Origin of the sequence: Streptomyces sp. NPDC001922 (assembly GCF_042891165.1) — a bacterium.
Taxonomy (GTDB): Bacteria; Actinomycetota; Actinomycetes; order Streptomycetales; family Streptomycetaceae; genus Streptomyces.
Genome location: NZ_JBIASV010000006.1, coordinates 281,813 through 297,006, shown reverse-complemented (window position 1 = coordinate 297,006; position 15,194 = coordinate 281,813). Strand labels below are relative to the sequence as shown.

The 15,194-nt window shown below is 72.6% G+C and carries 8 protein-coding genes; 3 read left to right on the top strand and 5 right to left on the bottom strand.

Features of this window, described 5'->3' with window-relative positions; genetic code table 11:
• Nucleotides 1–191 precede the first annotated feature (191 nt).
• A complete protein-coding gene (locus ACFYYR_RS13175; RefSeq protein WP_388850997.1) occupies nucleotides 192–1,403 on the bottom strand; it encodes a S8 family peptidase in 1,212 nt (403 codons plus the stop codon).
• A 294-nt stretch (nucleotides 1,404–1,697) separates the two neighbouring features.
• Here ACFYYR_RS13175 and glgP point away from each other — a divergent pair, with 294 nt between their 5' ends.
• A complete protein-coding gene (glgP, locus tag ACFYYR_RS13170) occupies nucleotides 1,698–4,325 on the top strand; it encodes an alpha-glucan family phosphorylase (RefSeq protein WP_388850994.1) in 2,628 nt (875 codons plus the stop codon).
• 161 nt (nucleotides 4,326–4,486) lie between these two features.
• Here the strand turns inward: glgP and ACFYYR_RS13165 are convergent, their stop codons facing one another.
• The 4 genes from ACFYYR_RS13165 to glgX form a co-directional block, all read right to left on the bottom strand.
• Nucleotides 4,487–6,130: a M4 family metallopeptidase gene (locus ACFYYR_RS13165; protein ID WP_388850991.1), complete on the bottom strand. Its 1,644-nt coding sequence runs from the start codon at nucleotides 6,128–6,130 to the stop codon at nucleotides 4,487–4,489.
• 287 nt (nucleotides 6,131–6,417) lie between these two features.
• Nucleotides 6,418–8,631 (bottom strand): M4 family metallopeptidase, encoded by a 2,214-nt coding sequence (locus ACFYYR_RS13160; RefSeq protein WP_388851393.1) that lies wholly within the window; start codon nucleotides 8,629–8,631, stop codon nucleotides 6,418–6,420.
• Between the two features lie 584 nt (nucleotides 8,632–9,215).
• A complete protein-coding gene (locus tag ACFYYR_RS13155) occupies nucleotides 9,216–9,671 on the bottom strand; it encodes an NUDIX hydrolase (RefSeq protein ID WP_388850988.1) in 456 nt (151 codons plus the stop codon).
• Nucleotides 9,672–9,791: 120 nt separating this feature from the next.
• Nucleotides 9,792–12,122, bottom strand: a complete 2,331-nt coding sequence (gene glgX / locus ACFYYR_RS13150) for a glycogen debranching protein GlgX (protein ID WP_388850985.1) — start codon at nucleotides 12,120–12,122, stop codon at nucleotides 9,792–9,794.
• A 166-nt stretch (nucleotides 12,123–12,288) separates the two neighbouring features.
• Between glgX and ACFYYR_RS13145 the strand changes: the two genes are divergently transcribed.
• Together ACFYYR_RS13145 and ACFYYR_RS13140 are read left to right on the top strand one after the other, a co-directional pair.
• Complete coding sequence (locus tag ACFYYR_RS13145) at nucleotides 12,289–13,497, top strand: Ig-like domain-containing protein (RefSeq protein ID WP_388850982.1); 1,209 nt, start codon at nucleotides 12,289–12,291, stop codon at nucleotides 13,495–13,497.
• Nucleotides 13,498–13,862: 365 nt separating this feature from the next.
• Complete coding sequence (locus ACFYYR_RS13140) at nucleotides 13,863–15,098, top strand: Ig-like domain-containing protein (RefSeq protein ID WP_388850979.1); 1,236 nt, start codon at nucleotides 13,863–13,865, stop codon at nucleotides 15,096–15,098.
• Nucleotides 15,099–15,194: the final 96 nt, after the last annotated feature.

Here is a 15,194-nt window from a genome sequence, read left to right as displayed (position 1 = left end):
CGTACGCGAGGGCGGTGCGGAGAGGTTCCGGTGGTGCCGCGGGCGGCTACCGGTGGAGCCTGCCCAGGGGGTACCGGCGGGCAATCCGGCCGGGCCCGGGCTACCGGCGCGTAACGGCAAAAACGCGGACCGGTCCCGCGCCGAGGGCGTCGGGACCGGTCCGGGAGACATCGGACTCCTGTGTCAGTCGGTCAGTCGTGCACCTGCAACAGACGGTTGGGCGAGGTGAGACCGGCGCCGGTGACCTTGCCGGAGACCGACCGGCCGACCAGCGCCGCGGAGACCTCCGCCGGGCTCGCCGACGGGTGGTCACCGAGGTGGAGCGCCGCGGCGCCGGCCGCGTGCGGAGCCGCCATCGAGGTGCCGGAGAGGGTCTTCGACGCCGTGTCGGACGTGTTCCACGCCGAGGTGATGTCCACACCCGGGGCGAACAGATCCAGCCGCCCGCCCCAGTTGGAGAACGAGGCCCGCGCGTCGGTGCGGTCGGTCGCCCCGACGGTGACGGCCTCCCGCACCCGGGCGGGCGAGGCGAGGTCCGCGGGCAGGCCGTCGTTCCCGGCGGCGACGGTGAAGGTCACCCCGGCGGCGATCGCGTTCCGGACGGCCGCGTCCAGCTGCGGGCTGACCGTCCCGCCCAGGCTCATATTGGCCACCGCGGGCTTCTTCGCATGGTGGGTCACCCAGTCGATCCCGGCGATCACCTGGGAGGTCGTGCCGGATCCCTGGTCGTCGAGCACCCGTACGGCGACGACGCCGGCCTTCTTCGCCACCCCGTGGGAGCGCCCGGCGATCGTCGCCGCGACATGCGTGCCGTGCCCGTTGCCGTCCTGGGCCGTGGCGTCGTCGTCGACGAAGTCCCAGCCGCTCCGGGCCCGCCCGCCGAAGTCCTCGTGCGAGGTGCGCACCCCGGTGTCGATGACGTACGCGGTCGCCCCCGCGCCGCCGCCGGCCGGCGGGGTGTAGGAGTGGTCCAGCGGGAGGGCGGGCTGGTCGATACGATCCAGGCCCCAGGACGGCGGGGCGGACCGGCTGCGGTCGATGCTCACCCGGGTGTCCTGCGCGACGGTGGCCACCCGGGGGTCGGCCGCGAGCCGCCGGGCCTGCGCCGCGTCCGCCCGTACGGTGTAGCCGTTGAGCGCGGTGCCGTACGTGTGACGTATCCGGGCCCCGTACGTCCGGAGGAGGTCCCGGCCCGCCGTGGAGGGAGCGGTGATCCCCCCTGCGCCGGACTTCAGCGTGACGATGTAGCTGCTGCCCACCGCGCCGGGCGCGCCGGCACCGAGAACGCGCCCCTCCGCGGGGGCCGCGTGCGCGGGCAGGGTGATGGCTGAAAGAACCGCTGCCGTGATCACTGATGTCACGGCACCGAACCGCCTCCGACGGCGGTGGTGCGCCATGGCCATGTACGAAGTCCCCTTCTCGACCGCTCCTTGACAGAGAAAAGCGTCTCGTCCACTACCGGCCGGTACAACGGTGCGGACCAGGGGGAATCCGCGACTTCCGAGGGGAGCCGGTGAAGGTTGCGACGGTTTCCGGCCGTGTCGATGCACGGTCGCCGTTCGAGCGCCGGGCGGCGGCGCCACGCGTGCGCCGTGTCCCGCCGCGACGGGCCGCGGCTACCGTCGAAGAGTGAAGGCTCCGTGCACTGTGGTGAGCGTCCGTCAGGTCCGGCCGGAGCCCTGCGAAGGTGGAGAACTGTGAAGGCCATTCGTCGATTCAGTGTGCGTCCCGTCCTTCCGGAACCCCTACGACCGCTCAGCGAACTGGCGCGAAACCTGCGCTGGTCCTGGCACCCCGAAACCCGTGACCTGTTCCAGGCCGTCGACCCCGACGGCTGGTCCGCCGCCGGCGGCGACCCGGTACGCCTCCTCGGCTCGGTGTCCGCCGCCCGCCTCACCGCGCTCGCCGCGGACCGCCGCTTCCTCCGGCGGCTCACCGCGGCCGCCGACGACCTGGAGGACTACCTCTCCGGCCCCCGCTGGTACCAGTCCGCCGACCCCGACCTCCCCGCCGCCGTCGCCTACTTCTCCCCGGAGTTCGGCATCACCGCCGCCCTCCCGCAGTACTCCGGCGGTCTCGGCATCCTCGCCGGCGACCACCTCAAGGCCGCCAGCGACCTCGGCGCCCCCCTCATCGGCGTCGGACTGCTCTACCGGCACGGCTACTTCCGGCAGTCCCTCTCCCGGGACGGCTGGCAGCAGGAGCAGTACCCCGTCCTCGACCCCCACGAGCTGCCGCTGGCCCTGCTCCGCGAACCGGACGGCCGGCCGAGCCAGGTCGTGCTCGGCCTGCCCGGCGGCCGGTCCCTGCACGCCGCCGTCTGGCAGGCCCGGGTGGGCCGGGTGCCGCTGCTGCTGCTCGACTCGGACGTCGAGGAGAACGGGCCGGGCGAGCGCGACGTCACCGACCGGCTCTACGGCGGCGGCAGCGAGCACCGGCTGCTCCAGGAGATGCTGCTCGGCATCGGCGGCGTCCGGGCCGTCCGCGCCTACTGCCGGCTCTCCGGCCACCCCGCACCCGAGGTCTTCCACACCAACGAGGGGCACGCGGGCTTCCTCGGCCTGGAGCGCATCCGCGAACTGGGCGAAGCGGGCCTCGGCTTCGACGCCGCTCTGGAAGCGGTCCGGGCGGGCACCGTGTTCACCACCCACACACCCGTCCCCGCCGGTATCGACCGTTTCGACCGCGAGCTGGTCGCCCGGCACTTCGGCGAGGGCGGCGCGCTGCCCGGCGTCGACCCCGGCCGGATCCTCGAACTCGGCCGGGAGACCTACCCGGGCGGCGACCCCGACCTGTTCAACATGGCCGTGATGGGGCTGCGCCTGGCCCAGCGCGCCAACGGGGTCTCCACGCTGCACGGCAGGGTCAGCCGGGAGATGTTCGCCGGACTGTGGCCCGGCTTCGACCCCGGGGAGGTGCCGATCACCTCCGTCACCAACGGGGTGCACGCACCCACCTGGGTCGCTCCCGAGGTCCTGCGGCTCGGCGCCCGCCGGGTCGGCACGGACCGGGCCGAGGACGTCCTGGTCACCGGCGGCGCGCCGCGCTGGGACGCCTTCGCCCGGATCCCCGGCGCCGACCTCTGGGAACTCCGCCGGACCCTGCGCGAGCAACTGGTGACGGAGGTCCGGGAACGGCTCCGCGCCTCCTGGCGGCAGCGCGGCGCCGGAAGCGCCGAACTCGGCTGGATCGACGGCGCCCTCGACCCCGACGTGCTCACCATCGGCTTCGCCCGGCGCGTCCCCTCGTACAAGCGGCTCACCCTGATGCTGCGCGACCGCGAACGGCTGACCCGGCTGCTGCTCCACCCCGAGCGGCCGGTGCAGATCGTCGTCGCGGGCAAGGCGCACCCGGCGGACGACGGCGGCAAGCGGCTGGTGCAGGAGCTGGTGAAGTTCTCCGACGACCCCCGGGTGCGGCACCGGCTGGTCTTCCTGCCCGACTACGGCATGGCCATGGCCCAGAAGCTCTACCCGGGCTGCGACGTCTGGCTGAACAACCCGCTGCGCCCGCTGGAGGCCTGCGGCACCTCGGGCATGAAGTCCGCGCTCAACGGCGGGCTCAACCTGTCGGTGCTGGACGGCTGGTGGGACGAGTGGTTCGGGCCCGACTTCGGCTGGGCGATCCCCACCGCCGACGGCACCGCCACCACCGACGAACGGCGGGACGACCTGGAGGCCGAAGCCCTGTACGGGCTGGTGGAGGACCGGGTGGCACCGTGCTTCTACGAGCGCGGGCGCGGCGGGCTGCCCGACCGCTGGATCGAGATGGTCCGGCAGACCCTGGTCTCGCTCGGCCCCAAGGTGCCGGCCGGCCGGATGGTCCGGGACTACGTGGAACGGCTGTACGCCCCGGCCGCCCGCGCCCACCGCGCCCTCGTCCCGGAGACCGCGGCCGCCCTGGCCGACTGGAAGGCGCGGGTCCGGCGCTGCTGGCCGCGGGTGGCCGTCGGCCATGTGGAGACGGGGACGGCCCCCGGCACGGGCGGCGTCGCCGAACTGGGCTCCACGCTCTCGCTCCGGGTCCGGGTCGCACTGGACGAACTCACCCCCGAGGACGTCGAGGTGCAGGCCGTGGCCGGACGGGTCGACGGGGAGGACCGGATCACCGACGGGGCGGCGGTGGCGCTGAAGCCGGCGGGCGGCCGGGACACCGAGGGCCGCTGGCTGTACGAGGGGCCGCTCGCGCTGAACCGCACCGGGCCGTTCGGCTACACGGTGCGGATCCTGCCCGCCCATCCGCTGCTGGCGAGCGGGGCGGAACTCGGCCTGGTCGCCGTGCCGCCGGAGAACGGCGGCGAGGCGGCGGGCGTGCTGCTGCGCTGACCCGCTGCCACTGCGCGCCCGCAGGGCACCCGGCGTGGGGCGTGCAGCGGACATGTGGAAGGGCGGTGCCCGGGGACGAGGAAGGACGCCCCCGGGCACCGCCCGGTTCGTTTCGTCACCGCCGGTCCGGGATCACCGGGCCCCGCGGGGACGGAAGGAGGTCACTTGACGTTGACGCCCTTCCAGGCGGCCTCGACACCCTTGACCTCGGCGCTGTCGGCCTTGTACAGGTCGGTCGCGGCCTTCACGGTCGCCTCGCGCGCACCCTTGTAGTCGGTGTTCGAGGTCATGTAGCTGGTGAGGGCCTTGAACCAGATCTTCTCGGCCTTCTCCCGGCCGATGCCCTCGACCTTGGAGTCGTCGGCGGTCGGGCTGTCGTACTTGACGCCGTTGATCTCCTTCGCGCCGCTGCCCTCGGACAGCAGGTAGAAGAAGTGGTTGGCGACGCCCGAGGAGTGGTGCACGTCCTCGTTGCCGACGTCCTTGGACCAGTTGTCCGCGGACGAGCCGTCCTTGCTCGGCTTGTCCATGTAGCGCAGCGGCTTGCCGTCGCCCGCGATGTCGATCTCCTCGCCGACGAGGTAGTCGCCGACGTCCTCCTTGTTCTTGGCGCTGAACTCGACGGCAGCACCGAAGATGTCGGAGGTGGCCTCGTTCAGGCCGCCGGACTCACCGCTGTACTCCAGACCGGCGGTGGCGGAGGTGACGCCGTGCGTCATCTCGTGTGCCGCCACGTCGATCGAGGTGAGCGGCTTCTTGTCGCCCTCCCCGTCGCCGTAGGTCATGCAGAAGCAGCTGTCCTCCCAGAAGGCGTTGACGTACGCCTTGCCGTAGTGGACCCGGGAGGTGGCACCCTTGCCGTCGCCCTTGATGCCGTTCCGGTTGTGCACCTTCTTGTAGTAGTCCCAGGTCAGCTGGGCGCCGTAGTGGGCGTCGACGGCGGCGGTCTGCTTGTCGTCCGCCTTGCCGCTGCCCCACTTGTCGTCCTCGTCCGTGAGGGTCTTGCCCTCGCCGGACTCGCTGTTGCCGAGGTCCTTCGTGGTGTGGTCGCCCCGGTCGCCGTCCTTCATGGCGAAGCCCGAGCCGTCCTTGGTGGTGGTCAGCTCGACCTTGCCGCTGTACTGGCTCTCGCCGGCACCGGTGTGGACGGCCTGGTACTCGTGGAGCTTCTTGCCGGTCTTCGCGTCGGAGATGACGTGCAGCTCGCTCGGCGTGCCGTCCTTCTGGAAGCCGCGGGTGACGGTCTCCCAGGCGAGGACGGGCTTGCCGGAGGCGGCCCAGATCACCTTGCGGGGCTCGGCGCCCTTGGCGGCCTTGGCACCCTCGGCGCGGACGGCGCTCTTCAGCGCGCTCTTCTCGGCGGTGGCCGGCGCGACGGTCGCCTTGGTGCCGGCGACGGCGATGGTGGCCTTCGTGGACTTGGTGACGCCCTCGGACTTACCGCTCTTCGCCTTGTGGACGATCATGTCGCCACCGAGGACCGGAAGGCCCTCGTAGGTGCGCTCGTAGCGCGTGTGGGTCGTGCCGTCGGCGTCCTTCACGACGTCCCGGACGACCAGCTTCTCCTTGGCCCCGAGGCCGAGCGCCTTCGCGTCCGCGGCCTTGGTGGCGTTGGCCTCCTGCAGCAGCGTGACGCGCTGCGAGGCGGAGAGCTTCATCGGCTGCGCCTTGGAAGCGGTGTCCCCGGCGGGAACGGCGTCGGCCGAACCCGCGATCCCGGCGGCGAGCAGTCCGCCCGCGGCGATGGAGGCCGCGACGATGCGCACGCGGTTCTTGCGGGATATGTGGGGGGTAGCAGAGCTCACTCGAACTCCTCCTGATGTGTGGGGGGTTAGGAGGTGCGGGTGTTGATGTGGTGCGAGGAGAGACTCCCATTGCGATGCGAACATGTCATCGGGTGAGACCCAGGTTGGCCGGAAATCGTCCGTTACCCAAAGATCGCGGTCCGGAAGACGGACAGGCCCCGGCGGGCACGGCCGGGCCAATGGCCCCGCGAAGCCCCGGAAAAGCGCAGGCGGCGGCGCCCGGGGAGGGGTGCTCCCCGGGCGCCGCCCGGTGCTGCCAGGAGTTCCCGACTGCCGGAAAGGACCCGTCAGAAGGTCAGCTTCCAGCTGTTGATGCGGCCGGTGTCGACCGAGTACACGTCCTGGACCTTGAGCTTCCAGGTGCCGGTGGCCGCCTCGGAGGAGGCGTTGACGGTGTACGTGGTCTTCACGTCGGCGGCCGAGTCGAACGCGCTGGAGTTCTTCAGCCGGTAGGCCGTCCCGTCCGGCGCGACCAGGTCGATGACGAGGTCACCGCGGTAGCTGTGGATGATGTCCACGTCCACCTTCAGGGCGCTCGGCGCGTTGCCGGCGCGGCTGACATTGATCGGTGAGGTGACCGCGGCACCGGCGTCCGGGATGGCCACGTCGTCGGTGTTCTCGAAGACGCTGCCGCCGCCGCTGGTGCTGACGGTCCAGGTGAACGCGGCCGTACCGGTCTTGCCGGCCGAGTCCTTCACCGTGACGGTCACATTGCTGGTGCCCGCGGTCGTCGGCGTACCGGAGATCAGACCGGTCGAGGCGTTGATGGACAGGCCCGCCGGGAGGCCGGTCGCGGAGTAGGTCAGCGCGCCCGTGGTGCTGCTGGTCGCCTTGATCTGCAGGCTGGCGGGCTGTCCGACGGTGCTGCTCTGGTTGCCCGGGCTGGTGACGGAGACGCCGTCGGTGATCCGGGTGCCGACGTTCACCGCGGCCCAGGTGTTGGCCACCGTGTTGTACGTGGCGCTGCCCTGGCCGAACAGGTCGGCCGCGGCCTGCAGGGTGGCCGTCCGGGCGGCGGCGTAGTTGGTGTTGGCCGTCATCCGCTCGGTGAGCGCCTTGAACCAGATCTTCTCGGCGTTGGCGCGGCCGATGCCCGGGACGGGCTGGTTGTCGTAGGTCGGGCTGTCGTAGGAGACGCCGTTGACGACCTTCTGGCCGCTGCCCTCGGACAGCAGGTAGAAGAAGTGGTTGGCGACGCCCGAGGAGTAGTGGACGTCCACGTTCCCGATGCCGGAGTACCAGTTGTCCTTGGACGAGCCGTCCTTGCTCGGCTTGTCCATGTAGCGCAGCGGGGTGCCGTCGCCGTTGATGTCGATCTTCTCGCCGACCAGGTAGTCGCCCGGGTCCGAGGTGTTGTTCGCGTAGAACTCCACGGTGGCGGCGAAGATGTCCGAGGTCGCCTCGTTGAGGCCGCCGGACTCGCCGCTGTAGACGAGCTTGGCGGTGGCCGCGGTCACGCCGTGGCTCATCTCGTGCGCCGCGACGTCCATGGAGGTGAGCGGCTTGGCGTTGCCGGAGCCGTCGCCGTAGGTCATGCAGAAGCAGGAGTCCTGCCAGAAGGCGTTGACGTAGTTGTTGCCGTAGTGCACCCGGGAGTACGCACCGACGCCGTCGCCGCGGATGCCGCTGCGGCCGTGCACGTTCTTGAAGTAGTCCCAGGTCTCCGCGGCGCCGTAGTGGGCGTCCACGCCCGCGGTCTGGGTGTTGGACGGCTTGCCGTCGCCCCAGACGTCGTCGGCGTCGGAGAAGAGCGTGCCGGTGCCCGACGACCCGTGGTTCAGGTCGTAGGTCTTGTGGCTGCCCCGGGTGGTGTCGGTCATCGTGTACGACGGCGCGGTGCCGATGGTCACCTTGCCGCTGTACTGGCTGTTGCCGGTGCCGTTGACCACGGCCTGGTACTGGTACAGGGTCTTCCCGGTCCGCGCGTCGGTGATGACGTGCAGCTCGTTGGGGGTTCCGTCGTGCTGGAGGCCGCCGACGACGGTCTCCCAGGCGAGGACGGGCTTGCCGTCGGCCACCCAGACCACCTTGCGCGGGGCCCGGTCGGCGTCGGCCCGCTTCGAGCCCTCCGCCTTCGCGGCCTTCACCGCGGTGCGCTCGGCGGTGCCGGCGGACACCCGCGGGGTGGTGCCGGCGACGGCGATCCGGGACTTCACCGCCTTGGTGACGCCCTCGACCGCACCGCCCTTGGTCTCGTGCACGATGAGGTCGCCGCCGAGGACGGGCAGACCCGCGTAGGTGCGCTCGTAGCGGGTGTGCGTGGTGCCGTCGGCGTTCCGCACGACGTCCCGGACGACCAGCTTCTCCTTCGAACCGAGGCCGAGGGTCTTCGCCGTCGCGGCCTTGGTGGCGTTGGCCTCGCGGAGCAGCTCCGCCCGCTGCGCGGGGGAGAGTTTGGCGGGCAGCGCGCCCGGGTCGGGCTTCGCGGACGCGGCGGTGGTCCGGGCGTTGCCGTCCGGGCCGGCCGCGGCGGTCCCGGCCTGGACGCCGACGGCGAGCATGGCCGTGACGGCGACGAGGGCTCCGGTCGCGACGGCGCGGCGTTGGGGTATGCGGGGGGTTCGTCTCACGCGGAACTCCTTCTGCTGCGGCCGTGCCAGGGTGTGCGCGGCCAGGGGGACCGGACGGCCTGGGGTGCCGCCGGGCAGAACAAGCAGTTCGCAGAACAGGTGGAACCTGGAAGAGCAGGCAGGACCTGGAAGAACAGGTGGAACCCGGAGCTACAGGTGACCTGGAGGTGCAGGTGGACCTGGCAGTACAGGTGGACCTGGGGATGTGCCGAGGTGCGGACCGCGGGGCACGGCGCTGGGGCTGTGGGGGAGCCGTGCGGCGGTCGAGGGAAGAGTCCCACCCCGCACCCGTGAATGTCAGGAGCGTGTCAACAAGTTGGCCGGAAAACGTTCGTTGGGCAAGGAACGGCGCCCGCATAGCGAACGGCCGGGCGGCGCCGGCCCGGACGGCCGGGGGAGGCCGTGCGCCCCGGGGGAACGACCTGCCGGCCACCGGCCGGTCCGGGCGGACCCGAGGGCGGAGGGCCGGTCCGGGGCGGGGCTCCGGAGCCCCGAAGCCCTGACGTGCCGAAGGCTCAGGCCGCTCTGCCGCGCCAGACGGCAAGGACGGCCCGGACGGCCTCGCTGACGCTCTGCTGCTGACCGCGGTCGGCCCACAGGTGCGCGTCGTGCTCCGTGAGCGTGACCGTTCCACCGGCGGCGCCGACGGTGAAGTTGAACTGCCGGGTGGGCCGGCCGCTCTTGGAGACGTAGTCGAAGTGGCCGAGGTACGCGCCGACGGCGGTGGCGGTCAGTCCGGTCTCCTCCGCGACCTCGCGGCGCAGGGCCTGGGTGAGGGACTCCCCGGCGTCGACACCGCCGCTGGGCAGCTCCCACAGCCCGCCGAGGTAGTCGTCCGCGGCGCGGTGCAGCAGGAGGACCCTGCCCTCCGCGTCGGCGATGACGGCGCCGACCACGTGTTTGGTGATGCGGTCAGCGGCAGCGGTGCGGAGGAGGCCGTCCAGCAGGGCGGTGTCGACGGGGGTGTTCATCAGGGCGAAACGGAATCGGCGGCGGGATCGAAGGCGTTGCCGGACGGGGCGTCCGGCGCGGAGCCGTCGGCGCGGTGGGCAGTCATCACCGGCGAGACTACGGCCGGCCACTGACACCCTTCATCCGGTCTTCGGCCGGTCCGGGCGAGTCTCCACCGGGTGGCCGACCGCCCGGAACAGCACCGCGGCCCGGGCCGGCAGCAGGAACGGCGAGCCGGCCGCATGCCGGGTGCCCGGCGCCTGGCTCTGGTCCTCCCGCGCGGTGTCCACCAGCAGTTCGTACCCCGTCGCCCAGGGCCCGCCCGGCAGCACGAAACGGCCGGGCTCGGGGTCGGCGTGCAGCACGGCCAGGAAGCTGTCGTCGGTCAGCGGCCGGCCCTGCTCGTCGCGCTGCGGCAGGTCCCGCCCCGAGAGGTACATCCCGAGCGTCGCGGTCGGGGCGTACCAGTCGGCTTCGGTCATCTCCCGTCCCTCCGCGGTGAACCAGGCCAGGTCCCGCAGCCCGCCCGGCCCCTGCGCGCGGCCGGAGAAGAACGCCCCGCGGCGCAGCACCGGATGGGCGTGGCGCAGCGCGATCAGCCGGGAGGCCAGCTGGGTCAGGGCCCGCCAGCCGGGGTCGTCCAGCAGCGACCAGTCGACCCAGCCGGTCTCGTTGTCCTGGCAGTACGCGTTGTTGTTGCCGCCCTGGGTGCGGCCGAGTTCGTCGCCCGCGACCAGCATCGGCACCCCCGTGGACAGCAGCAGGGTGGTGAGCAGGCTGCGCAGCTGGCGGCGGCGGAGCGCCAGGACGGCGGGGTCGTCCGTGGGGCCCTCGGCGCCGCAGTTCCAGGACCGGTTGTCGTCGGTGCCGTCGCGGTTGCCCTCGCCGTTCGCCTCGTTGTGCTTGCGCTCGTAGGACACCAGGTCGCGCAGGGTGAACCCGTCGTGCGCGGTGACGAAGTTGACGGAGGCCTGCGGGCGCCGGCCGCCCCAGGCGTAGAGGTCGCTGGAGCCGGAGAGCCGGTAGCCGAGGTCCCGGACGTCCGGCAGCGCGCCGCGCCAGAAGTCGCGCACCGCGTCCCGGTACCGGTCGTTCCACTCGGTCCACAGCGGGGGGAACGCCCCGACCTGGTACCCGCCGGAGCCGACGTCCCACGGCTCCGCGATCAGCTTCACCCGGCGCAGCACCGGGTCCTGGGCGATCACCGCGAGAAAGGGGGAGAGCATGTCGACGTCGTGCATGGCACGGGCGAGTGCCGAGGCCAGGTCGAAGCGGAAGCCGTCGACGCCCATCTCCGTCACCCAGTAGCGCAGCGAGTCGGTGATCAGCCGCAGTACGGGGGGCTGGAGGACCTGGAGGGTGTTGCCGCACCCGGTGTAGTCGGCGTAGCGCCGGGGGTCCTGCTGCAGCCGGTAGTAGCCGCGGTTGTCGATGCCGCGCAGCGAGAACATCGGCCCCAGCTCGCCCGCCTCGGCCGTGTGGTTGTAGACCACGTCGAGGATGACCTCGATGCCGGCGGCGTGCAGCGCCCGCACCATCCTCTTGAACTCGCCCACCTGCTGGCCGCGGGTCCCGGACGCGGAGTACGCGCCGTGCGGCGCGAAGTAGCCGACGGAGTTGTAGCCCCAGTAGTTGCGCAGGCCCCGCCGCAGCAGATGGTCCTCGTGCGCGAACTGATGCACCGGCAGCAGCTCCACGGCCGTCACCCCGAGCCGGGTCAGATGCTCGACGGCGGCCGGGTGCCCCAGCCCCGCGTAGGTGCCGCGCAGCCGCTCCGGCACCCCCGGGTGGCGCATGGTGAAGCCGCGCACATGCAGCTCGTAGATGACCGAGTCGGCCCAGGGCGTCTTGGGACGGCGGTCGTCGGACCAGTCGTCGTCGTCATGGACCACGACGGACCTGGGGACGAACGGCGCCGAGTCCCGGTCGTCCCGGACGGTGTCCGCGACGTGCTGCTGCGGCCAGTCCCGCACGTGCCCGTAGACCTCCGGGGGCAGCGGCCCGCCGCCCCCGGGGCCGGTGAACTCCCCGTCCACGGCGCGGGCGTACGGGTCCAGCAGCAGCTTGGCGGGGTTCCAGCGGGCGCCGGTCCACGGGTCCCAGCGGCCGTGCACCCGGAAGCCGTACCGCTGCCCGGGGCGCACGCCGGGGACGAAGCCGTGCCAGATCTCGTGGGTCAGCTCGCCCAGCGGGCGGCGGGTCTCGGTGCCGCCGGCGTCGAACAGGCAGACCTCCACCGCCTCCGCGCCGCGCGCCCACAGGGCGAAGTTGGTCCCGGCCGTCCCGTCGGCGGCGGTCCGGAACCGGGCGCCGAGCGGCTGCGGGCTGCCGGGCCGGACGGCCGGCGGCGCCGCGGCCGTCCCGGGCGCTGCCGGGGCCACGGCCTGCGGCCCCGGTGAGCCCGGGTACGGTCCGTCCGCCGCCGCGGGAACCCCGTCCCGCACGTCCGCCTGTTCGGGTGCGCTCGACACGTGGCAGCCTCCCGCGGCTCATGACCGGGCCGGGCCCGCGGCGTCCCGGCCGCGGCCCGACCCTGCTGGTCCTTCCCCCTGTTCTGCCCGCTCGGGGGCCCGCCCTCACACCGGCGTCCGGCCTCACGTTCGTTTCCCTCACGGGGGTGCGATCGTTGGGCTCCGCGTGGAAAAGGTTGCGAGGCGCCTATGGCGCGCGGCTGCGGGGCTCGGCACGGCCGCCCTGCTGGTGGCGGCGGCCGCGTGCGGCCAGTCGGGCACCGCCCTGAGGGAACGGCCGCTGTCCGCGGACCGCCCCGTCATCGCCGTCACGCCGCTGGACGGCGCCCGGGGGGTCCGGCCCCGGTCGCCGGTGCGGGTCACGGTGTCCGAAGGCCGGCTGGAGCGGGTCCGGGTGGTCCGGACGGGGGACGCCCGGGACCGGCCCGTCGCCGGGCGCATCAGCGGGGACGGCCGCCGCTGGCGCCCGTTGGCCGGCCGGTTCCGGCTGCGCGGCCGGTACACCGTGGACGCGGTGGCGGTCGACCGGCATGGCCGCCGCACCGCCCGGCACACCACCTTCACCACGTTCGTGCCCCGGCACCGGTTCATCGGCTACTTCCGGCCGGAGCACCGGTCCCTGGCCGGCACCGGCATGATCGTGTCGTTCGAGTTCAACCGGCCCGTCACCCGCCGCGCGGCGGTCGAGCGCGGGATCCGGGTGACCGCGCGGCCCCCGGTCGCCGTCGCGGCGCACTGGTTCGGCGGCCGGCGGCTGGACTTCCGGCCGCGCGCGTACTGGAGGCCCGGCACCGAGGTCTCCGTCCGGCTGCGGCTGCGGGATGTGCAGGGCGCGCCGGGGGTGTTCGGCGTGCAGCACAAGACGGTGCGGTTCACCGTGGCCCGCAGCCAGGTCAGCCGGCTGGACGCGGCCGCGCACACGCTCACCGTGTGGCGCGACGGCCGGCGGGCCGCGACGCTGCCGGCCACCGCCGGCGAACCGGCCAACCCGACCTACAACGGACGGATGGTGATCATGGAACGGCACGAGGTGACCCGGATGAACGGGGACACGGTCGGCTTCGGCGGCGAGTACGACATCGAGGACGTGCCGCACGCCATGCGGCTGACCACCTCGGGGACCTTCCTGCACGGCAACTACTGGGCCCCGCCCAGCACGTTCGGCGTGGCCAACACCAGCCACGGCTGCATCTCGCTGCGCGATGTGCGGGGCGGCGGCGCCCCGACGCCCGCCCGCTGGTTCTACGAGAGTTCGCTGATCGGCGATGTGGTGGAAGTGGTGCGCAGCGCCGAACGCACGGTCGCCCCGGACAACGGCCTCGGCGGCTGGAACATGCCCTGGCAGCAGTGGCGGGCGGGCTCGGCCCTGCGCTGAGGCGTCCTGTGCTGGGGCGTCCTGTGCCGGGGCGTCCGTGCTGAGGCGTCCTGTACCGAGGGCCTCGGAGACACGGTTCCGCACGGACCCGCCACGGAACCGCCCGTACCGCTCTCCACTGCCGAAACCGCCCCGCACGGAACGGAGTCCGCCTTCCCGCCGTCTCTCCCTGCGAAGCCCCGCACCGCCGCCCACGGGTACCCCCGCGCATCCGCCGGACGCCCGGCCGACTTGGGACTGATCCGTGACCTTCACGGGGATTTCTCTTCCACGGCGGTGTGGTTATCTAGCAGCGTGCGCGCCCTTTTGCGCGTGCGGGGGAAGCGTGGCGGGCCGTACCGGGGCCCGTGCGAGGGGAGAACCAAGTGAACGTGCAGCCGATATCGGGGGCGCCGGGCGTTCGGCGGAGTCGGCAGGGGGCCAGGGCCCTGCTCGCAGTGGTGAGCGGGGCCTTTCTGCTGGCCGTGACCGGGTGCGGCCCGGGCGCCGGGGCGGACGACGGCAAGGGCGGGGGCGACGACGGCTCGAAGCGGTCCGAGGCCGTGGTCGGCATCGCCCCCAAGGACGGCGCCAAGGACGTGGACACCAGCGACGGTCTCGAGGTCACCGCCGAGAAGGGCCGGCTCAGCTCGGTCAAGGTCCGGGACTCCAAGGGCAATCGGATCGCCGGGAAGGTCACCGAGGGCGGAAAGCTCTGGAAGCCCACCGGGCACCTGGCCGCGTCGACCGAGTACACCGTGGACGCGGTCGCCGAGGACTCCGAGGGACGGCAGTCCGCCGAGCACTCCAGCTTCACCACGCTGGTGCCGAAGAACACCTTCGTCGGCCACTACACGCCGGAGAACGGCGCCGAGGTCGGCGTGGGCATGCCGGTCTCCATCCGGTTCAGCCGGGGCATCACCGACCCGGCCGCCGTCGAGCGGGCCGTCAAGGTGAAGGCCTCGCCGGCGGTGCCCGTCGAGGGCCACTGGTTCGGCAACGACCGGCTGGACTTCCGTCCGGAGAAGTACTGGAAGCCCGGCACCGAGGTGACGCTGAGTCTGAACCTCGACGGGGTCGAGGGCCGGCCGGGGGTCTACGGCAAGCAGGTGAAGAAGGTGAAGTTCACCATCGGCCGCAGCCAGGTGAGCACCGTCGACGCCAAGAAGAAAACGATGACCGTCGAGCGCGACGGCAAGGTGATCAAGACGATCCCGATCACCGCGGGCGCCCCGGCGACCACCACCTACAACGGTGCGATGGTGATCAGCGAGAAGCACGAGGTGACCCGGATGAACGGGGACACGGTCGGCTTCGGCGGTGAGTACGACATCAAGGACGTGCCGCACGCGATGCGGCTCAGCAACTCCGGAACCTTCCTCCACGGCAACTACTGGGCCGGGTCGTCGGTGTTCGGCAGCGTCAACGCCAGCCACGGCTGCGTCGGTCTCTCCGACATCCGGGGCGGTGGCGACAACGGGACCCCGGCCGCCTGGTTCTTCAACAAGTCGATCCTCGGCGACGTGGTGGTCGTGAAGAACTCCGACGACAAGGAGATCGCGCCGGACAACGGCCTCAACGGCTGGAACATGGACTGGGACGAGTGGAAGGCGCCGCAGTAGCGCCCGAACTCCCGTGGCGGGCCCGGCGCCGCCGGTCTCCGGCGGCACCGGGCCCGTCGGCGTCCGCCCCCTTCCGGGGGGAGACCCCCCGGCGCC